The following is a 19,073-nucleotide window of genomic DNA, read 5'->3' as shown; positions in this document are numbered from 1 at the left end:
TTTTTATTAATTTGATTCATATATTGTTAATTTGTAAACAATCAGCTTTTTCCCCTTTCTTTTTCTATATATTCTCTAATTGCAATAATCGTTCGTCTAAAATAATCTCGTCCTATAAATCTACGCCTGAATAAAACCTCCTGACTAGTAAAAGTCAGAAAGTATAAGAAATAGACGTTAGCGCTTTATTCCGTTGTTAACGAATCAATTCCTTGCTTGTCCCCAAAACATCATTCTCTTCTAGGAAATTCGTATTGAATTGAGCTGATTTAAAGACGTCATTGTTCATTAATTCTGCTTTCTGATACTTATCAAAGACTGATTAAACTTGACTGACTCTTCCCACTGGGGAAAATGACTTGAGTTTTCGAACCAAATGAGTTTTTTTGTCGTTTTTATCGTGTGATAGTAATCCTCTACTAATGAAGAAGAAACATGCTGATCATGACGCCCCTCAAAAAACGTAATAGGGACATCGAAACTCTTGTATTCACTAAAATCAATTTCCATGAGCTCTTGCCACAAATATTGTATAGATTGTAGACTACCTTTTTCGCGATTGATTAAATCTTTAAATGTGTACTTTGATGAAAAAATGAAATCCCTTACCAGTTGGTTGTAATTGCTTTTCCCATATAAAGAATGTCTGTATCGAACCACTAATTTAGTAACAAATAATAAATCGTTTAACCAATCTTTTTGAGTCAATGAAAGGTCAATATTTTCCAATCGCTGAACAATCTTTTTTTTATTTTGTTCTCGACTTTCTTTCAAAACAAAATCATATTGACACTGCAATCCTTTTTTCATGTTAACTACTTGACCACATCCAAAATAACTATGTACTAATTGTGGATATTTTTTAATGAAAATTAAGCCTAGGACACTTCCCCATGAGTGACCTAAAAGGTAAACTTTCTCTTGTTTAAACGTTTCTAACAAATAATGAATTAAACTGTATAAGTCTTCTATATAAGTTTCAATAGTTATTTGTTCCTCTTCCGAAAAAGTATAGTAAGATTTCCCCGCCCCTCTTTGTTCCCAGACTACAACATTAAACGTTTTTCCAAGTTCTGAGTTATATTTATAAATCAGTGGTAAAGCGGCATCACCTGGACCACCGTGCAAATACACTAAAAGAGGCAGATCGTTATCTTCACCAAAAATAGAAATAAATTGTTCTGAAGAGCCTATTTTTATATAGTTTGACACTTGAGTTTTCATTTTCTTCTCCTTCCTTACTATCGATTTGTTCCAACTTGTAATTACCGCGTTGTTTAAAATAAGGAACAATTTAGTTTTTGAATTATGGCTCTTCATCAAAATGTATGCTTGACTGTATATTCCGTTACAGGTGAATGCTTTCCGTCGGCACAGCTTTGCTTTCGGAACTAAAACTCGCCACCATTGCAAGTACATATTTTGATGTTGGCCTGAATTATATTTATTGTATCATTTTTCCAAAAAAGATATTTTATTTAAGCGTTAAAAAGTACATTAGTATATAAAAAATAAGCCGATCAATAATCGACTTATTAAACACCCTAATTGAATAAGTGAGAGTCTACATTACCACGCTTCTCACTTTATTAACTTATATAAATTATTGTGAATATGTAGTGTTACTGTCTCTTTTCAACAAATAATAAAATTAGTGTTGCTAATGGGCCTAACAAAAGAGAAAGTAAAAACCAATTGAACCCTGTTCTATTCTTCCCTTGTGCAAGTGCAGCATTTATCAACGCCAATGTACCCCAACCTACGACATATTGATTATCCATCATCTGTCCCCCTATTTCATTTAACCATACTGCACCGTTAGTGTAGATTTCTTCATAAATTTGATTATAACACATCCAAATAACATGCTTCATAAAAGGTGGCAATACTGTTAAATCAAATAAGCCTGACCTCGAATTCTGCTTACGAGTAATATAAACCATTACAACCTCCATAACTACCTAGCCTCTCACAATTCCGATATCTCCAAGACAAAAGCATTCTTATTAGTATGTAAGCCTAGCTTTATGCGTACTTGGTCTACTGATAAATTTCGTGTATGCACCGTCAATCACTCTCCTTAATTCGGAGTATAATGCCCTTGACACAACATGATAATCGGCTGTCATGACTTTTATTTTGGGCTATTAAAACGAGTTATGAGCTTGTGGGGATTCCTGCGCTTATTTTTTTAACGCAAAACTGACGTAAGTTAATCGGGATAACTAAATTCTATATATTGCTCATGACTACCAACTATCCACTTAAACGATCTCGATACGTCTGACAGCGTTGAATAAGTGAGGTAACTAAAGAATGATAATTTCACCAGAGTATTCTCTTAAATGTTCAATGGCTAATGTCACTGCACCTTCTTCTGTCTCAATTAAACTCAATCCTATCTTTATTGGACTCCAAAATTCATATCCGCAGTCTTCTTGCCACATATATACTTCTGTTGTATAAAGACCATCCCTCCTTTTTATAATTTGAACTTTATATTGATTACTTGGAGACATCATTTCCTTTATCATCTGTTCCATCGTTTCACCATCTTTACAAATATTAATGTGTATATTATAACTATTATTCTTCAAAATGTTTAAAAGCTGTGCGCAAGTTCCGAACACCAGAATGCACCTGTCAGAATAAAGGGCTTTGGGGTCACGCACTTTCAACGCAAAAAAGAACGACCAACAAACGAGATTTAATTCTTTCGTTGATCGTTTTGTTATCGTTTTATTCCTTCACGTCCAAGCAATCGATAAATTGTTCCTTTTCCGGCTTTGTAAGTCTTGCGAATGTCAACAATTGAAACGCCGTATTGATAATCCTTAATGATTGCGTTGCGTCTGACTTCTTCTTCTTCGCCTTCAACTAACTTCGTTTACGCTCTTTAAACTTTCCTTTAGCTTTAGACCCCTTTATTCAAATTAATCATGAATAATAATCCTGTTTACCTTGATAAGAATAATACGATAAAATATGTTAGGCCAACTTCAAATTTGCACAAGGAAATATTCAACAGTTATACATAGGAAGTGAAGAATTGTATTATATAGTACTCTCAATAGGATTAATACTCGCTCTCTCGCAAGCTATATCATTAATTTTTATGTATCAAGACAAAGAATTGCTATCTTTCGATGGATTTAAGTCTCTTTTTGGTTTTTTAGTAGGTGTTACGTTATTAGTGATTACCCTACCGAGTCTAAAATCTATTATCCAAAAAGATTATGACGTTATTAGTGGAGAGTGTACGATCGAAGTTGGTTCATTCGGACGCCGTACATCAGCAACTTTTGAAATGATCGAAACTGGTGAACAATATACCTCATTCGATATTCCTGAACTGGATGCTTATGGTATGTCAATTCCTTACTATTGTAAGGTGTCAGTTGCAAAAGAAAATATGTTTACAAAAGACAATATGTTTACTATGGGTTACGAAATTTACGATGTAAAATCCCGAAAATTAATATTAAAAAATGACTAGAGACGAATGCAAACGTCTCTAGTTTTTTTTAATCACTATTGGCACAAAGACCGTGTATGGGATTGTTGGCAAATGAAATGCTTGGAGATAATTTTAAAAAAGAGCAATGCATTAGCGATTTTGATGCCCTTCTCCTGACTACTCCCACAGCTAAAGCAGTGGGGTTCTTATGTACTTAAGAGAAGCGTTACAAAGCTCTCCACAGATGGTGTTGCCATGTCCTGTGTACAACATCTTTGATTTATCCTCTGTTCCATAAGACTTTCTTATTTACACAACCGATGTTGTGTTGGCAATAAGTTTTAACGAAGGCAGGTAGCTCTACCTACGAAGGAATACCCCTCAATTACAAACAAATCTTGTTTGCGAATACGCACAGGAAGGGTTAATCCATTCCAATAGACAATATTCTCTTTAAATCGAATGCCTGCTTTATTAGATTTCCCTTCTACAGAATGAAGCATTCCGTAACGTTTAAAGTGTTCTTTACTCCCTTTAAATAGAACATCTTGAACCGCTTTCCAGACAGTAGAGGCGATCTTCTGAGAAGTATTGCTATCTATATGTTTTTTATAGTTATGTTGATGCTTTTTAATATACGCATGCAGTTGATATTCACTTAACCCAAAAGATTGACGAATGTTATCTAATTCTTTTGCAGTCTGCTTCAACTCTTTTGAATCATTCGATTTTTTCGCTTTTTGGTAGCAACGTAATTGTTTTCGATAGTGTTTTGATTCTTGCATTAAAGTATATTGTTTTACTGCATAAGACAAAGTTGTATTATAGAGTGTACGGGCAATTTCAAAACGTTTTAATAGAATATCCTTTTGCCATGTATCTATAAGTAACTTGAGTTCTATAACAAAACAATCTTTCTTCCCTTTCGTCATTACCCGTCACTCCTTTCTTTTTTTGATTATTTACAATATACAATATAAACATATGTTCTATAAAGAAAAAAGCACTTCATTCCTTCCATCTCTGAAGAAGTGGGCTTCCAGAAGCTCAATTCTGTGACGTCCACTAAAAATTTTGGAGGTGCAATTAGCTCTTTGTCATCCTGTTGAAATGCTCCATTAAAGTTTGGTATCTGTATGCCTCCTGTAAAGTCATTCAAATCAAATATCCCTGTTCTCTGTATATTTTGGGACATAAAAAAACCTCCTAACTAATAAAAGTTAGGAGGTAATAAAATTAAGAACTTTGATGGGTGTTCTATTCCCTAAATCCACAAATCACAATTACTTGCTTTTCCCCAAAACATCATTCTCTTCTAGGAACTTCGTATTGAATTGCGCTGATTTGAACACGTCATTGTTCATCAATGCTTGGTGGAACGGAATTGTTGTATTGATCCCAGGACCAGATACTTCAAATTCGCTAAGCGCACGATTCATTTTCGCGATCGCTTCTTCACGTGTATTGGCATGAACAATTAGTTTCGCAACCATTGAATCATAGTATGGTGGGATTGTATAGCCAGCATATACAGCAGAGTCAATACGTACACCGTAGCCACCTGGAGTTACGTAAGTATCTACAGTACCAGCTGATGGCATGAAGTTTTTATAAGCATTTTCTGCGTTAATACGGCATTCAATTGCCCAACCATTTAATTGTATATCATCTTGAGTGAAAGGAAGTTTTTCACCAGATGCAATTTTTAATTGTTGTTGTACAAGATCCACACCAGAAATCATTTCAGTTACTGGGTGTTCTACTTGGATACGAGTATTCATTTCCATGAAGTAGAATTTATCTTCTTGATAGTCATAAATAAACTCAATTGTTCCGGCACCTTCATAGTTACAAGCTTCAGCAGCTTTAACGGCAGCGGCACCCATTTCAGCACGACGCTCAGAAGATAGCGCTGGAGATGGAGCTTCCTCTACTAATTTCTGCATACGGCGTTGAACGGTACAGTCACGTTCACCTAAATGTACAACGTTACCATAGCCATCCGCTAATACTTGGATTTCACAGTGACGGAAGTACTCGATGAATTTTTCTAAATATACGCCTGGGTTACCGAATGCTGCAGCAGCCTCTTTTTGCGTAATTTCAATGCCTTTTACAAGGTCTTCTTCTGTACGAGCTACACGGATACCTTTACCGCCACCACCAGCAGTTGCTTTGATGATCACAGGGTAACCAATTTTAGCAGCCCATTCTTTACCTGTTTCGATATCTGGAACAATACCAGTACCCGGAACAAGTGGAACACCTGCTGCTTCCATTGTTGTACGTGCAACGTCTTTAATACCCATAATTTTAATAGAATCAGATGAAGGTCCAATGAACTTAATGCCTGCGTTTTCACAAGCCTCAGCGAAGTCAGCGTTTTCAGATACAAAACCGTAACCTGGGTGGATACCGTCTGCACCAGTTTTTTCTGCTACGCTAAGTAAAGCTGGGAAGCTAAGATATGAATCTTTTGAAAGCTTTGGCCCGATACAATATGCTTCGTCTGCTAATTTCACATGTAATGCGTCAGCGTCTGCTTCTGAGTATACGGCAACAGATTGAATGCCTAACTCTTTACAAGCACGAATAATACGCACAGCGATTTCGCCGCGGTTTGCAATTAAAACTTTTTTCATGGTTGTGCACTCCTTACTCAGCTTTTACAAGGAATAATGGTTGACCGTATTCTACTAATTCACCGTCTTTAACAAGTACTTCAACGATTTCCCCTTGAACTTCTGCTTCAATTTCGTTGAATAGTTTCATAGCTTCTACGATACATACGATTGTTTCATCACCAACTTTGTCCCCCACTTTAACGTAAGCTGGTGAATCTGGATTTGGAGATTGATAAAAAGTTCCAACCATCGGTGACACAATTTTATGTAACGATGGGTCGTTATTTGCTGGTGCTGCAGCTGGTGCTTCTTCAGCTTTTGCTGGAGTAGCTGGTGCTACAGGAGCTGCTACAGGCGCAGACTGTTGTACAACAGGTGCAACTACTTCTTTTTTAGGTGCTACAGTATCAGTAACAACAACACCATTCTTTTTTAATTTAACTTTTGCGCCATCTACTTCGTAAACGAACTCGTCAATCGAAGAAGAATCTACTAATTTAATAATTTCGCGAATTTCTTGAATTTTGAACATTTCTAACTCTCCTTATGAAATAAAATCTACTACAAATACTATTTTATATTTTTTTCGAACAATTTGAAATACTTTAATGCAAATTAAGTAAATATGAACAAAATAAAAGGCTTTCCTTTACTAAACGAAAGCCTTTTCATTATACTGATATATAACAACAGTTTCAAATAAACAGAAAATTCCTCTTTTTCTCTCTATTTTTAATAGTTATTCGCGCTGAATTTTACTTGGACGTCATTTGCGCCTTCCATCTCTGTTTTTACCAAGTAAATAATTTCATTTGCTTGAGCTTTTGATAGCTCCTCAGCCATAACAGTTACCTGTACTTTATCACCATCTGCTCGAACAAACGCATCGGAGTAACCTGAAGATTTAATAAGCATTTCTAACATTGCTTCAGAGGATTCTTGTTTTATAAGGTTATCCATTTCATTATAAGCTTCACTTTTTTGTTCTGCTGTGTAATCTTTTGAACCGATCTTCTGCTCTAATTGCAAACGAAGCTGGCTTCTTTCATCACTAACTTGCATGCGCATTTCTTCAAATAAATGACTTGGAGAAGATACTTCCTTCGTCTCTCCCTCTTTCGTTGCTTCTTGATCAGTCACACCCGTTACCGCAGTTTGCTGTAATGCGTCATCTGTGAAAATAGTTAGTCCATTAAATTGTTTTGCTGGATCAACCAAATAATACACTGAGATAACCGCTACTAGACTTAATAATGTCATAAACCAAACTGTTCTTCTACGTACGCGCATTTACTTTTCCTCCTTATTCTCCATTGGAACGATAATAATTCGATGAATCGGCAATTGCATTACTTGACTAACAACAGCACGAATTTCATTTTTCACAAAGATATCTGATGCTCCTTCTGAAACAATTAGCATCCCTGTTACTTCTTTCGTGCCTTGTTCAGTTCCTCGAAAATATTGACTGAATAGTTTATTGTCATCCTTCTCAGCTGTCATATCTCCGTAATAAAAATAGACTTTAACCTCCCCAACACCTTTCATAGCCTTTAGTGTTTGCTCAAGTTTTTCTTCACTGGTCATCGAAGTTACTTGCCCATTCGTTGTACCCGTTTGATACATTGGTAAAATGATGAAAATTCCCACGGAGGCAGCAATAAGCATTAAGACTATAAATGACGTTGATTTTTTTCGTTTCTTTTCCACATCACTTGTACATTGCCTCCTTTCATCTTCTCTTTTTCAAGTGTATGTACGCTTGTTTCCTCCTATGAATTGATAAATGGAATCTTTAATAGCAATTGCAAAAATACTAACGTAATAACAAGCTTTGTAAGTGAAATTATTTCTTTATCTTCTGTTAAAAACACAAATATCTGACAGATAAAGAGCATCGCTAATAAAAGAATCAATCTATCTCCCCCCAGCCATAACTTGCACAAAAACGATGAGGAATAAACAAGAAAACATAAATGAAAAAGCAATTAGAAATGATACAGCACATAAGGTAAATAGAGATTTACTAACATGATCAAGTAGTTTACAAATATCATCAAAAGCAATCGGTTCTAAAATAGCAGCTAACATTTTCAACGAATACGCACTGACAACAAGCTGAACTGTTGGAATAAACGACACGGTAATAACCGCTATAAAAGCAGAAATACTAGTAATAGAAGAGGAAAATTGCGTCATATGCTGGAACATCGAAAAACTATCTACTATAAAGGAACCAACAACCGGAATATTTTCCTCTATTAATTTCTTCACAGGCTCTGCAACAGCTGCATTGACACTAAATGCGGCCACGCCACTCGCCGACATTAAAATGATGTAACAAATTACAGATGCCGAGACGATGCTCATAATGGTAAAACGAATCAATTCGGCAATTCTCGTAAACGAGATTTCTTTAACAATGACACTGCAGACATCAAACACAATGGCAAAAAGCACTCCTGGAATAAGCCATTTACTACTAATAATCGTTAAGACTTGTACAAAGAAAAGTAAAAAAGGCTGCCAAGAAGCTATCGCTGTAATACTGCTAGATAAAAGAAAACTTGAAGTAAGAATGGGATAAAATGCAGTAAATATATGTGCAAGTCCCTGTGCTATTTCGTCTATCAAATTAAATGAACTCACAACAACTGGTCCTATAGTCGCCAGTACAATAAGAAAAAAAAGTATCCTTGTCCCTTTTTCAAATTCTGGTAAAATCATATTAACAATCAAAATAATAATGACATAGCTACACAAAATAAGCGTCATCTTCAGCAATAGAAAGAATGGATCCGTTAAAAACGAAAATATTTGCTCCAGCAATGTCTTCGCCCCTTAGTTTAGCCGTTGTAAAATGGCCGACACCTCCTGTAAAACAGCCAAAAATTCCTTAAACCAGTACAACAAAATAACAATCTTGACCCCATCGTAGACAATATGCCCGAGTACTTTATAGCTTTGTTCTACAAGTAAAAAAGACACCCATTGCCCCACATAAAAAAGGCTAGCACTTACTACAATTGCTTTTGCATAAGGCAAAAAAGCTAATGTCTCAAGCAATTGCTTGATGAATGGCAATAGGAGTGTAGAAAACAGCATACTAAACAGCAAAAACGAAAACATTACACTAATCAGCGCATGGAGTGGCTTTATGACTTCTTTTATAAGCAATAATAAAAGCAGCATGACAACAGCTACAATGACAATTTCCATTTACACTACCCAGAAGAGGTCAGCCATTGAAAGAATGTAAGGATTTCATTGAAAAATAGACGTAAAAATCGCAGTAATTCCGCTGTCATATATAAGTAGGCAATGAAAAATAGGAAAAATGAAAATTCTTTTTTTCCTGTTTGATCAAAGAAGACATGAAGAAGCGCAACTACTAGTCCCACTCCAGCGACTCTTAATACGTCTTGTAATTCCATTTCATACGCCCCCTCGTGTACAGCAATATATGTTGCTACCCCCAAAAAAAGACCTCTATACATACGTATAGAGATCTTAGTATTTTTATGAAATTAATGATGCCTTGGTATAACTTCGCCCAGAATCGGAAAGAAGTTACAGTAGCTTTTCAATGATGCTTTTCACAGTACCTCGTTGTTTCACTAAATAGCTCTTTTCACCCATCCACATCGATAAATATTCGGCTTTGCCCTGTTTTGCACTTTCTTTACGAATAGTGGTAGTTAGATCATTTTGCAATGGATAAGGTGCTACAACAGCATCCTTCATACGTTCCGTAAAAGCATTTGCTAAACCTCTTGCTGGTTTACCAGAAAAAGCACGAGTAATCGTCGTCTGCTGCGCTTTCGATTCAAGCAAGGCATTTTTATAAAGAGGTGAAATTTCACACTCATCCGCTACTAATAACGCTGTACCAATTTGAACCGCTTGAGCACCTATTGCTAGTGCTTTACTTACATCTTCCTTTGTGACAATGCCCCCAGCAGCAATAATCGGAATGGAAATTTGTCCTACTACTTGCTGCAGTAAATCATGCAAATCTATTAATTGCATTGGTTCAGTGAAAGAACCACGATGACCACCGGCTTCACCACCCTGAAGGACAACAGCTTGCATCCCTGCTTGTTCTACACGCTTCGCTTCCTCTAATGTAGTAGCTGTACCAATAACATAAACATTGTTGTCCTTTAAACGATGAATCACATCTGCTGAAGGAATGCCAAACGTAAAGGAACAAATGGCTACATTTTCATCAAGAACAGCTTGTACTTGTTCTTCAAATACTTCCTTGGACGTGACACTTTGTACAGGCGAAAGCCCAAGCTCATCATAAAACGGTTGTAAAGCCATTCGAGCTTTTTGAAGTACATCGATATCAATACGTGGCTCTTCCTGTACAAATAAATTAACAGCAAATGGCTTTTTCGTTAGCTTTTTAACTTCCTGAATAAAACTTTTTGTTTGCTTGCCATCTAAATAGCCTGCTCCAATCGAGCCTAAAATACCTTCCTCTGCACAGGCAGCCACAAATTTTGGCGTAGTTACACCAGCCATTGGCGCCTGTATTATTGGAGACGTGGTCTCAAAAATTGTTTGTAACATAGCATTCACTCCTTACTATTATTGTAAACAACTTTTCCAAATATGACCACATACCAAATGATAGAAACTACTTTTTATAAAAATAGTAAAGGTCGCTATTTCTCTATCTATTGTCACAAAAAATTTAACTTTATATGTATCAAATACGAGCAGATGTTTTATGTGCGAAAGCGTAGCGACAGGTACAGATGTTTGGACACCCCTGAAAGAATTTAAATAAAAACCTACCCTTTTGTTAAAAAAGAGTAGGTTGATTGTTTTTATTTATTACGCACGAGAAACGTAAGAAGCTTCTTCTGTATTGATGATTAACTTGTCACCTTGGTTTACGAAGAATGGCACTTGTACAATAAGACCTGTTTCAAGAGTTGCAGGTTTTGTACCACCAGAAGCTGTATCACCTTTAATACCAGGCTCTGTTTCTGTTACTTCTAGCTCAACAGTATTTGGTAATTCAACACCTAGCATTTCACTTTGGTATGATTGAATATGAACTTCCATGTTTTCTTTTAGGAATTTTAATTCATATTCAATTGCAGCTGAAGCAAGTTCAGTTTGCTCATATGATTCTAAGTCCATGAAAACATGCTCGTCACCTTGTGCATAAAGGTATTGCATTTTACGGTTATCGATTTGTGCTTTTTCAACTTTCTCACCAGCACGGAAAGTTTTTTCATTTACTGAACCGTTACGTAAGTTACGTAATTTAGAGCGTACGAACGCAGCACCTTTACCTGGTTTAACGTGTTGGAAATCTAACACGCGATATAATTGGCCATCTACAACAATTGTTAGACCTGTACGGAAATCGTTTACTGAAATCATTTGTGTTCCTCCATAGTTTATAAAATAATAAGTTCTTTTGACGAATGAGTTAGCAGTTCATTACCTGTCTCTGTGATTAAAATATCGTCCTCGATACGTACACCACCGATTCCCGGTAAATACACTCCTGGTTCAATCGTTACGGCCATACCTGGCTCTAGCACCGCTTCTGAACGCATTGATAAGCCAGGGCCTTCATGTACTTCAAGACCAATCCCGTGTCCTAATGAATGACCAAATGCCGCGCCATATCCTTTTTCTGTTAAGTAGTTACGTGCAATCGCATCTGCTTGAATCCCTGTAAAGCCAGGCCCAACCTTTTCAAGTGCTAAAAGCTGGGAAGCAAGGACTGCGTTGTACATATCCACTAATTTTTCAGATGGCTCGCCAACTGCCACAGTACGTGTAATATCCGAGATATAGCCATTGTACAGTGCTCCATAGTCTAATGTGACAAAGTCGCCTTTTTCAATCACTTTATTCGTTGCAACGCCATGTGGTAAAGCTGAGCGAAGACCAGACGCAACAATTATATCAAACGAGGATTGAGTTGCTCCTTGTTTACGCATGAAAAATTCTAATTCATTCGAAACCTCAAGCTCTGTTTTACCAGGCTTAATGAAGTTTAAGATATGTGTATATGCGTGATCAGCAATTTCACACGCAACCTTAATAATATTAATCTCTTGTTGCGTCTTAATCAAGCGAATTTTTTCAATTAGCCCAGAAATCGGCACTAAATCAGCTTGAATTTTATTTTTATACAGCTCATACGTGCCATAGCTAACAGTATCTTTCTCAAAGCCCAATAATTTGATGCCCATATTTTTTACTTGTGTTGCAATTTCTTCAATGATCGTCGCCTCATGCTTTACAATTCGGAAGTCCTGTACTTGCGCAGTTGCTTGCTCTGTATAACGAAAATCCGTGATAAACACAGCATCATTTTGAGACACAATCGCTACGCCCGCTGTTCCTGTAAAACCAGTCATATAACGACGATTGTACTCGTTTGTAATTAAAATACCGTCAATATTTTGTTCCTGAAGTGCCTTACGTAGCTTTTGTAATTTCATCATAATCAATTCTCCCTCTCAATAAATGTGCGTAGTGCCAGTTCATAGCCTTTCGTACCTAGTCCACTGATTTGACCAAGGCATGCCGGAGCGAGATAAGAATGATGACGGAAAGCCTCACGTTTATGGATATTTGAAATATGTACTTCTATAACCGGCACAGAAATCCCTGCAATTGCATCATGTAACGCAATGCTTGTATGGGTATATGCACCGGGATTAAAGATTATACCATCATATTTTTCGTCCTCTGCTTCATGTACCCAATCAACAAGTACCCCTTCATGATTAGATTGACGAAACTCGACAGTTGCACCTAAAGACGCCGCAAGATTCTGAACATTGTTTTTCACATCTTCTAATGTTTCATACCCATAAATATGTGGCTCTCGTTTGCCTAGTCGATTTAAGTTAGGTCCATTCAAACATAATAACTTCACGCATATTCGCCTCTTTCTATGTACTTGCCATTATTTTATCATACAAGGCGCAGACAGCAACTAATTTCCTTTTTGTGCTGTGTGTTCCTTTTGATGAAAATTCGCAGTTTCAAGCAAGAAACGTAATAGACAAATAACAATGACCATGAAAGGGATTGATAGTTTTTTAAAGGAAGAAGATTGTAAAGGCAAATCCAGAACAATCCATTCTAATGTGATGGACAAAAATAGGCCAAGTAGAAAAGAAGATAGCACAGCTGGGATAATATAGACATATCTCAATGTAATAAATAATAAAAATCCAATAAAAAATAAGACTAGGATGAGAAAGCTCCATTGAAATAGTTTTGAGCTACCTTCAAATATATCCCACTTCTTATAAAAACCTATTGGATTCCATTTAATGAGTTGAAAGTATTCAAGTCCCTTTAAACACAATGCTAAAACAAGTGCACTGACGAGCGATGTTATACTAGCTACTTTCAAGTAAAATCCTCCTAACTTGTACCACGAGTTTATTTTCAAACGTTAATCATTTCCTAAACTGTACGATTAGTGTAACCATATAGAAATTTTACTATGCGTAACTCTAGAGGTTTTTCACTAAATTTAGTACAATGGTACAGTTGAAATATATAAAGAGAGTGGTGTTAGCCTTGAGCAATTCACCTGTATACGGGGGACAAGCACAATTAGAAGGTGTAATGTTCGGAGGAAAGGAACATACGGTTACCGCTATTCGCCGTAACGATGATTCCATTGATTATTATCATTTTAAAAAAGTTCAAAACCCTATTTTACAAAAGCTTAAAAAAATTCCATTGATACGGGGCGTTGTAGCACTGATTGAATCAGCTGGTTTAGGCTCTCGCCACATGCAATTTTCAGGGGACCGTTTCGACGTTACACCTGGCGAAGAAGAAGAGCATAAAGAGGAAGGCTCGAGACTTCAAATGATTTTAGGCGTTGCAGTTGTAGGTATTCTTACCTTTTTATTCAGTAAATTTGCCTTTACATTAATTCCAGTATTTATTGCGGATTTTTTCTCTAAATGGATAGAAGGCAAAACTGGTCAAATTTTACTTGAAAGTGGCATTAAGTTAGTTTTACTACTTTCCTATTTATATTTTATATCTTTAACGCCACTAATTAAACGAGTATTCCAATATCATGGTGCAGAACATAAGGTTATCAATTGCTATGAAGCTGGTATGGACGTAACAGTGGAAAATGTGCAAGCACAATCACGCTTACACTATCGTTGCGGTAGTAGTTTTATGCTGTTCACTGTGTTTGTAGGCATGTTTTTATATTTCTTCGTGCCAACTGATCCACTTTGGTTACGCATTTTGGACCGTATTCTATTAATTCCAGTTGTTCTTGGTATATCATTTGAAGTACTTCAAGCGACAAATGCGTGCCGTAATATTCCCGTGTTACGCTTCCTGGGCTATCCAGGCTTATGGCTACAATTACTAACAACACGTGAGCCAAAGGATGAGCAAGTAGAAGTAGCCATCGCATCCTTCAATATGCTGCTTCAAGTTGAACAGCAACCAGAAATCGCAGCTACTTTAAATCATGATTAAAAATTAAGGGCAAGTCCAACTGATGAGTTTGGTTGGACTTGCCCTTTTTTATAGTTTTTACAATGGCTGTACAGAAATTATTTGTTGCTTTGCTTTCTCGTACTCCGCTTCCAATGTTATGAGTATTTCACGAACCGATTCTCGCTTGATAACATTTGTGATACCATGACCCGCCGACCAAATATCTCGCCATGCTTTTACATTGACAAGATGTGTCAAATCAACATCCTCTCTTGGCTTCAATGTCGCTGGATCAATGCCTTCCTTCAATAAAGATGGAATTAACACATTAACATGGACACCGCTAAAGGCATCGGTATATAAAATATCAGAGGTATCACTGTCAATTACCATATTTTTGTACTCCTCAGGTGCATTTCCTTCATCACAAGCTAAAAAACGAGTACCCATATAAGCATAGTCTGCCCCCATTATTTGAGCAGCTAATACGTCTGCACCGCTAGAGATGGAACCTGATAAAATAATTGTCCCCGTAAAGAATTTCTTTACGGCAGATACAAAGCCAAATGGGTTCAGTTGCCCACCATGCCCACCAGCACCTGCACAAACAAGAATTAGTCCGTCTACACCCGTTGCAGCAGACTTTTCTGCATGCTTGACGTTCGCAACATCTGCATAGACCCTCCCACCATAGCCATGTACAATGTCCAAAACTCTCTTTGGATTACCGAGTGACGTAATGACAATTGGTGGCTGAAACTGTTCAATTAACTGTATATCTTCCTCAAAACGTGTATTCGCTACAGGATGACATATTAAGTTGACTGCCCATTGCTCAGTCGGTAGTGCCTTTTTTATTTCTTCTAGCCACTCAGCACATGTTGAAGCGGGTCTTGCGTTTAATAATGGAAATGAACCGATAGCCCCTGCTCTACTAGCTTCAATAACCATCTTAGGGTTAGAAACTAAAAACATCGGAGCTACTATAATTGGTAAACTAAACATACACTCTCCCCCTCTATACTTAAATATTTCGAGAGATTTCCTGAAAATCCTACTAAAAAAATTTAAATTTTAGTTCTGACCCCACATCTTACGTTGAAATGACAAGGACCCATCTCCCCTCTCAAAGGTGGGAGACTTCCGTAGCTAGGGTTTGTCTAAATGAAGATAAAAAAAGTACCTATCCGTCTTGTTAACGATATAGATGGTTACTTTGAAATAAAGTTCGATCAAAAATACCCCACAACCAGTATTTTACGATAAATAAAAAGAATCCATTTTGAACATAGATAGATCAAAATGGATTCTTATCCAGAAGAATTAATTATCAGTTTTATAAAAAAGTTTGATCATTTTCTACCTGCGTCCTTCACAATCGCGCCCTTTAATGGATATCATATTATTTTTATTATGTGGTTTTGTTGAAGAACATTGCTTAAGCGTAATTCAACATAAGCACCCGTTGGTGGCAAGATAATCCGTATAGGCAATTTTTAATGACGGTTATGGGTATAGTAAATCCGTTAGACGTGATCTAATTCGAATACGTCAACGTGAAGGAATTAATTTAGCGAAATAGGAAAGAAAAAACCGCAGAAGAGTTAAAAAGTATCTTAGGCATGCCGGGATTAACTATGTATTGAGTCGGATTAAATCAGGTTTTTGATGTGATTAGCGGAAGAGGGAAATCAAGAAGAGACTTGGATATTTTCACCAAGTTCTTTAATATTGCACAAAAACAGACACGAAGATATAATTATATTACAATTGTCGTCTACAAAATGTGCATAGTAATCCTATTTTATAATTTAATTATATCGCACTGGTAAGCTCTTGTCAAATATTTTTTCTCAATAAAATGGTTAGGAGAGATGCAGAATGAATTCTTTAGTTCTTGGTTTTCAGGAAATGGATAAAACACAGCTTTTGCTCGTTGGTGGAAAAGGGTCAAATTTAGGGGAATTATCAAAAATCGAAGGAATACAAGTACCAGAGGGATTTTGTGTTACAACGGTGGGTTATCAAAAAGCCATCGAACAAAACGAAACGTTTCAAATATTGTTGGACCAACTATTAACGCTAAAAGTAGAGGATCGAGATCAAGTTGGCGAAATCAGCAGGAAGATTCGACAAATCATTATGGAAGTAGAAATCCCTTCGGACGTTGTAAATTCAGTTGCACACACACTCTCTCAGCTAGGTGATGACCATGCTTACGCAGTGCGTTCTAGTGCGACTGCTGAAGATTTACCACATGCCTCTTTTGCTGGTCAACAAGACTCCTATTTAAATATCATCGGCAAAGATTCCATCTTGCAGCATATTCGCAAATGTTGGGCTTCCCTATTTACGGATCGCGCGGTAATCTACCGTATGCAAAATGGATTTGACCACAGTCAAGTGTATTTATCCGTTATCATACAACGGATGGTTTTCCCACAAGCATCAGGGATTTTATTTACCGCTGATCCGATAACTTCTAACCGAAAACTGCTATCAATCAATGCCAGTTTTGGACTCGGAGAAGCACTGGTCTCTGGCTTGGTCTCTCCCGATTGTTATAAAGTACAGGAAGATAAAATCGTCGATAAAATGATAGCAACCAAGAAATTAGCTATCTATAGCCTAAAAGGAGGAGGAACAGAGACACAACAGATCGATCCGAATCAGCAAAAGACACAAACACTTACCGATCAACAGATTTTACAACTAGCACGCATCGGCAGACAGATCGAAGCTTATTTTGATTGCCCACAAGATATCGAATGGTGTTTGGTTGATGATACATTTTATATTGTCCAAAGTCGCCCAATCACGACCCTTTTCCCCATCCCTAAAGCGAATGATCAAGAAAACCACGTCTATATATCTGTCGGTCACCAACAAATGATGACCGATCCTATGAAACCATTGGGATTGTCTTTTTTTCTGTTAACGACTTCTGCGCCCATGCGTAAAGCAGGCGGAAGGTTGTTTGTTGATGTTACGCATCAACTAGCTTTACCGGTCAGTAGAAACAATTTATTAAATGCTATGGGACAACACGATCCGCTCATGAAAGACGCACTTATGAACATCATTGAGCGTGGAGATTTTATAAAATCGTTACCGAATGATATTAAAGCACCGAGTCCCAACAGAGGCAATACAGATACGCTAGCACAAATTGAAAACAATCCATCAATCGTTTCTGAATTGATTAAGCGAAATCAAACATCCATAGAAGAGTTAAAACAAAACATCCAAACGAAATCAGGAATAGATTTATTTGATTTTATTCTAGAAGATATTCAGGAATTAAAGAAGTTTTTATTTGACCCACAAAGTTCAGCTGTATTTATGGCTGCTATAAATGCTTCAATATGGGTTAATGAAAAAATGAACGAGTGGTTAGGTGAAAAAAACGTAGCAGACACGCTTTCTCAATCTGTACCAAATAATATTACTTCGGAAATGGGTCTAGCACTATTAGATGTCGCAGATGTGATCCGTCCTTATCCAGAAGTAATTGCATATTTACAACACACAAAAGATGATACCTTTTTGGTTGAACTAGTTAAATTCAATGGTGGACAGGAAGCTAGAGACGCTTTCTATGTTTTTCTCAACAAATACGGAATGCGATGTGCTGGAGAAATCGATATTACGAAACCTCGTTGGAGTGAAAAACCGATTACACTTGTCCCCATGATTCTTAACAATATCAAAAACTTGCAGCCTAATGCCAGCACTCGGAAATTTGAGCAAGGGCGACAGGAAGCTTTGAAAAAAGAACAAGAGTTATTAGAGCGATTGAAGCAATTACCGGATGGTGAACAAAAAGCCAAAGAAACAAAACGAATGATCAGCCTAATCCGAAATTTCATCGGTTATCGCGAGTATCCAAAATACGGCATGATTAATCGCTACTTCGTTTATAAGCAGGCTTTACTGAAAGAAGCCGGACAACTCGTACAAGCCAACGTTATTCATGAAAAAGAAGATATATACTATCTCACTTTTGAAGAACTTCGTGAAATCGTACACACAAATAAACTAGATTACCAGATCATCAGCGAGCGAAAAGACGAGTACAAATTATATGAAAGAATTACTCCCCCACGCGTTATCACGTCTGATGGTGAAATCATTGTAGGTGAATACAAACGAGAAAATCTCCCAGCCAAAGCTATTGTAGGGCTGCCTGTTTCTTCTGGAGTTATCGAGGGACGCGCTCGTGTCATCTTAAACATGGAAGATGCCGATATAGAAGAAGGAGATATATTAGTTACCTCCTTTACTGACCCTAGCTGGACACCATTGTTTGTATCCATAAAAGGTCTAGTTACCGAAGTTGGTGGACTGATGACCCATGGAGCAGTTATCGCGCGTGAATATGGCTTACCAGCAGTTGTTGGGGTGGAAAATGCCATTAAACTGATTAAAGACGGGCAACGAATTCGCGTACATGGAACAGAAGGGTATATTGAAATATTGTAATAACTAAAAACGTCAAGTAAGAGCCTCTGTCTTAATGGACG

At 37.0% G+C, this 19,073-nt stretch carries 22 protein-coding genes; 3 read left to right on the top strand and 19 right to left on the bottom strand.

Annotated features, from left to right (window positions below; genetic code table 11):
• Window positions 1–288 precede the first annotated feature (288 nt).
• From ABH966_RS15530 to ABH966_RS15520, 3 genes are all read right to left on the bottom strand, one after another.
• Window positions 289–1,224, bottom strand: coding sequence for an alpha/beta fold hydrolase (locus tag ABH966_RS15530; RefSeq protein WP_370079859.1), 936 nt, complete (start codon window positions 1,222–1,224; stop codon window positions 289–291).
• 398 nt (window positions 1,225–1,622) lie between these two features.
• Window positions 1,623–1,943, bottom strand: coding sequence for a hypothetical protein (locus tag ABH966_RS15525; protein ID WP_370079915.1), 321 nt, complete (start codon window positions 1,941–1,943; stop codon window positions 1,623–1,625).
• Window positions 1,944–2,309: 366 nt separating this feature from the next.
• Window positions 2,310–2,543: a hypothetical protein gene (locus tag ABH966_RS15520; RefSeq protein ID WP_370079911.1), complete on the bottom strand. Its 234-nt coding sequence runs from the start codon at window positions 2,541–2,543 to the stop codon at window positions 2,310–2,312.
• A gap of 506 nt (window positions 2,544–3,049) precedes the next feature.
• Here ABH966_RS15520 and ABH966_RS15515 point away from each other — a divergent pair.
• Window positions 3,050–3,496, top strand: a complete 447-nt coding sequence (locus ABH966_RS15515; RefSeq protein WP_370079857.1) for a hypothetical protein — start codon at window positions 3,050–3,052, stop codon at window positions 3,494–3,496.
• A 302-nt stretch (window positions 3,497–3,798) separates the two neighbouring features.
• Here ABH966_RS15515 and ABH966_RS15510 read toward each other — a convergent pair whose 3' ends face one another.
• The 15 genes from ABH966_RS15510 to ABH966_RS15440 form a co-directional block, all read right to left on the bottom strand.
• On the bottom strand, window positions 3,799–4,389 hold the full coding sequence (locus tag ABH966_RS15510) for a hypothetical protein (protein ID WP_370079855.1): 591 nt from the start codon (window positions 4,387–4,389) through the stop codon (window positions 3,799–3,801).
• Window positions 4,390–4,415: 26 nt separating this feature from the next.
• Entirely contained in the window at window positions 4,416–4,652 is a 237-nt protein-coding gene (locus ABH966_RS15505; RefSeq protein ID WP_370079853.1) for a hypothetical protein, read from the bottom strand.
• An 88-nt stretch (window positions 4,653–4,740) separates the two neighbouring features.
• Window positions 4,741–6,099 (bottom strand): acetyl-CoA carboxylase biotin carboxylase subunit, encoded by a 1,359-nt coding sequence (gene accC / locus ABH966_RS15500; RefSeq protein WP_370079851.1) that lies wholly within the window; start codon window positions 6,097–6,099, stop codon window positions 4,741–4,743.
• A 13-nt stretch (window positions 6,100–6,112) separates the two neighbouring features.
• Entirely contained in the window at window positions 6,113–6,613 is a 501-nt protein-coding gene (accB, locus tag ABH966_RS15495; protein WP_370079849.1) for an acetyl-CoA carboxylase biotin carboxyl carrier protein, read from the bottom strand.
• Window positions 6,614–6,813: 200 nt separating this feature from the next.
• Window positions 6,814–7,371 (bottom strand): SpoIIIAH-like family protein, encoded by a 558-nt coding sequence (locus tag ABH966_RS15490; protein ID WP_370079847.1) that lies wholly within the window; start codon window positions 7,369–7,371, stop codon window positions 6,814–6,816.
• Window positions 7,372–7,791: a hypothetical protein gene (locus ABH966_RS15485; RefSeq protein ID WP_370079845.1), complete on the bottom strand. Its 420-nt coding sequence runs from the start codon at window positions 7,789–7,791 to the stop codon at window positions 7,372–7,374. It lies immediately after the preceding gene.
• Between the two features lie 62 nt (window positions 7,792–7,853).
• Window positions 7,854–7,997 carry a hypothetical protein gene (locus tag ABH966_RS15480; protein ID WP_199777723.1) on the bottom strand — a complete coding sequence of 48 codons (144 nt, stop codon included), beginning with the start codon at window positions 7,995–7,997 and terminating at the stop codon, window positions 7,854–7,856.
• Window position 7,998: 1 nt separating this feature from the next.
• Window positions 7,999–8,910, bottom strand: a complete 912-nt coding sequence (locus tag ABH966_RS15475; RefSeq protein ID WP_370079843.1) for a stage III sporulation protein AE — start codon at window positions 8,908–8,910, stop codon at window positions 7,999–8,001.
• 12 nt (window positions 8,911–8,922) lie between these two features.
• A complete protein-coding gene (locus ABH966_RS15470) occupies window positions 8,923–9,300 on the bottom strand; it encodes a hypothetical protein (protein WP_370079841.1) in 378 nt (125 codons plus the stop codon).
• A gap of 5 nt (window positions 9,301–9,305) precedes the next feature.
• Window positions 9,306–9,515 carry a hypothetical protein gene (locus ABH966_RS15465; RefSeq protein WP_012295089.1) on the bottom strand — a complete coding sequence of 70 codons (210 nt, stop codon included), beginning with the start codon at window positions 9,513–9,515 and terminating at the stop codon, window positions 9,306–9,308.
• A gap of 136 nt (window positions 9,516–9,651) precedes the next feature.
• The gene (locus ABH966_RS15460) at window positions 9,652–10,659 is read right to left on the bottom strand and encodes an NAD(P)H-dependent flavin oxidoreductase (protein ID WP_370079839.1); all 1,008 of its coding nucleotides are present in this window, start codon (window positions 10,657–10,659) and stop codon (window positions 9,652–9,654) included.
• Window positions 10,660–10,926: 267 nt separating this feature from the next.
• On the bottom strand, window positions 10,927–11,484 hold the full coding sequence (efp, locus tag ABH966_RS15455) for an elongation factor P (RefSeq protein WP_370079837.1): 558 nt from the start codon (window positions 11,482–11,484) through the stop codon (window positions 10,927–10,929).
• Window positions 11,485–11,501: 17 nt separating this feature from the next.
• Window positions 11,502–12,563 (bottom strand): M24 family metallopeptidase, encoded by a 1,062-nt coding sequence (locus tag ABH966_RS15450; RefSeq protein ID WP_370079835.1) that lies wholly within the window; start codon window positions 12,561–12,563, stop codon window positions 11,502–11,504.
• A gap of 2 nt (window positions 12,564–12,565) precedes the next feature.
• Window positions 12,566–13,000, bottom strand: a complete 435-nt coding sequence (gene aroQ / locus ABH966_RS15445) for a type II 3-dehydroquinate dehydratase (protein WP_053483682.1) — start codon at window positions 12,998–13,000, stop codon at window positions 12,566–12,568.
• 60 nt (window positions 13,001–13,060) lie between these two features.
• Window positions 13,061–13,486, bottom strand: a complete 426-nt coding sequence (locus ABH966_RS15440; RefSeq protein WP_370079833.1) for a hypothetical protein — start codon at window positions 13,484–13,486, stop codon at window positions 13,061–13,063.
• A 170-nt stretch (window positions 13,487–13,656) separates the two neighbouring features.
• Here ABH966_RS15440 and ABH966_RS15435 point away from each other — a divergent pair, with 170 nt between their 5' ends.
• Window positions 13,657–14,589 carry a DUF1385 domain-containing protein gene (locus ABH966_RS15435; RefSeq protein WP_370079831.1) on the top strand — a complete coding sequence of 311 codons (933 nt, stop codon included), beginning with the start codon at window positions 13,657–13,659 and terminating at the stop codon, window positions 14,587–14,589.
• A gap of 57 nt (window positions 14,590–14,646) precedes the next feature.
• On the opposite strand, the gene ABH966_RS15430 is transcribed toward ABH966_RS15435, so the two are convergent.
• Entirely contained in the window at window positions 14,647–15,555 is a 909-nt protein-coding gene (locus ABH966_RS15430; protein WP_370079829.1) for an NAD(P)H-dependent flavin oxidoreductase, read from the bottom strand.
• Between the two features lie 876 nt (window positions 15,556–16,431).
• Between ABH966_RS15430 and ppsA the strand changes: the two genes are divergently transcribed.
• The gene (ppsA, locus tag ABH966_RS15425) at window positions 16,432–19,032 is read left to right on the top strand and encodes a phosphoenolpyruvate synthase (RefSeq protein WP_370079827.1); all 2,601 of its coding nucleotides are present in this window, start codon (window positions 16,432–16,434) and stop codon (window positions 19,030–19,032) included.
• The last annotated feature ends 41 nt before the right edge of the window (window positions 19,033–19,073 follow it).

It is taken from the genome of Lysinibacillus sp. RC46 (genome assembly GCF_041262385.1).
Taxonomy (GTDB): Bacteria; Bacillota; Bacilli; order Bacillales_A; family Planococcaceae; genus Lysinibacillus.
This window is presented reverse-complemented; position numbering and strand designations above follow the sequence as displayed.

Coding starts and splice junctions, on each gene's coding strand:
- ABH966_RS15530 (WP_370079859.1), bottom strand. CDS start 1,224: ATGAAAACTCAAGTGTCAAACTATATAAAAATAGGCTCTTCAGAACAA.
- ABH966_RS15525 (WP_370079915.1), bottom strand. CDS start 1,943: ATGGTTTATATTACTCGTAAGCAGAATTCGAGGTCAGGCTTATTTGAT.
- ABH966_RS15520 (WP_370079911.1), bottom strand. CDS start 2,543: ATGGAACAGATGATAAAGGAAATGATGTCTCCAAGTAATCAATATAAA.
- ABH966_RS15510 (WP_370079855.1), bottom strand. CDS start 4,389: ATGACGAAAGGGAAGAAAGATTGTTTTGTTATAGAACTCAAGTTACTT.
- ABH966_RS15505 (WP_370079853.1), bottom strand. CDS start 4,652: ATGTCCCAAAATATACAGAGAACAGGGATATTTGATTTGAATGACTTT.
- accC (WP_370079851.1), bottom strand. CDS start 6,099: ATGAAAAAAGTTTTAATTGCAAACCGCGGCGAAATCGCTGTGCGTATT.
- accB (WP_370079849.1), bottom strand. CDS start 6,613: ATGTTCAAAATTCAAGAAATTCGCGAAATTATTAAATTAGTAGATTCT.
- ABH966_RS15490 (WP_370079847.1), bottom strand. CDS start 7,371: ATGCGCGTACGTAGAAGAACAGTTTGGTTTATGACATTATTAAGTCTA.
- ABH966_RS15470 (WP_370079841.1), bottom strand. CDS start 9,300: ATGGAAATTGTCATTGTAGCTGTTGTCATGCTGCTTTTATTATTGCTT.
- ABH966_RS15465 (WP_012295089.1), bottom strand. CDS start 9,515: ATGGAATTACAAGACGTATTAAGAGTCGCTGGAGTGGGACTAGTAGTT.
- ABH966_RS15460 (WP_370079839.1), bottom strand. CDS start 10,659: ATGTTACAAACAATTTTTGAGACCACGTCTCCAATAATACAGGCGCCA.
- efp (WP_370079837.1), bottom strand. CDS start 11,484: ATGATTTCAGTAAACGATTTCCGTACAGGTCTAACAATTGTTGTAGAT.
- ABH966_RS15450 (WP_370079835.1), bottom strand. CDS start 12,563: ATGATGAAATTACAAAAGCTACGTAAGGCACTTCAGGAACAAAATATT.
- ABH966_RS15430 (WP_370079829.1), bottom strand. CDS start 15,555: ATGTTTAGTTTACCAATTATAGTAGCTCCGATGTTTTTAGTTTCTAAC.
- ppsA (WP_370079827.1), top strand. CDS start 16,432: ATGAATTCTTTAGTTCTTGGTTTTCAGGAAATGGATAAAACACAGCTT.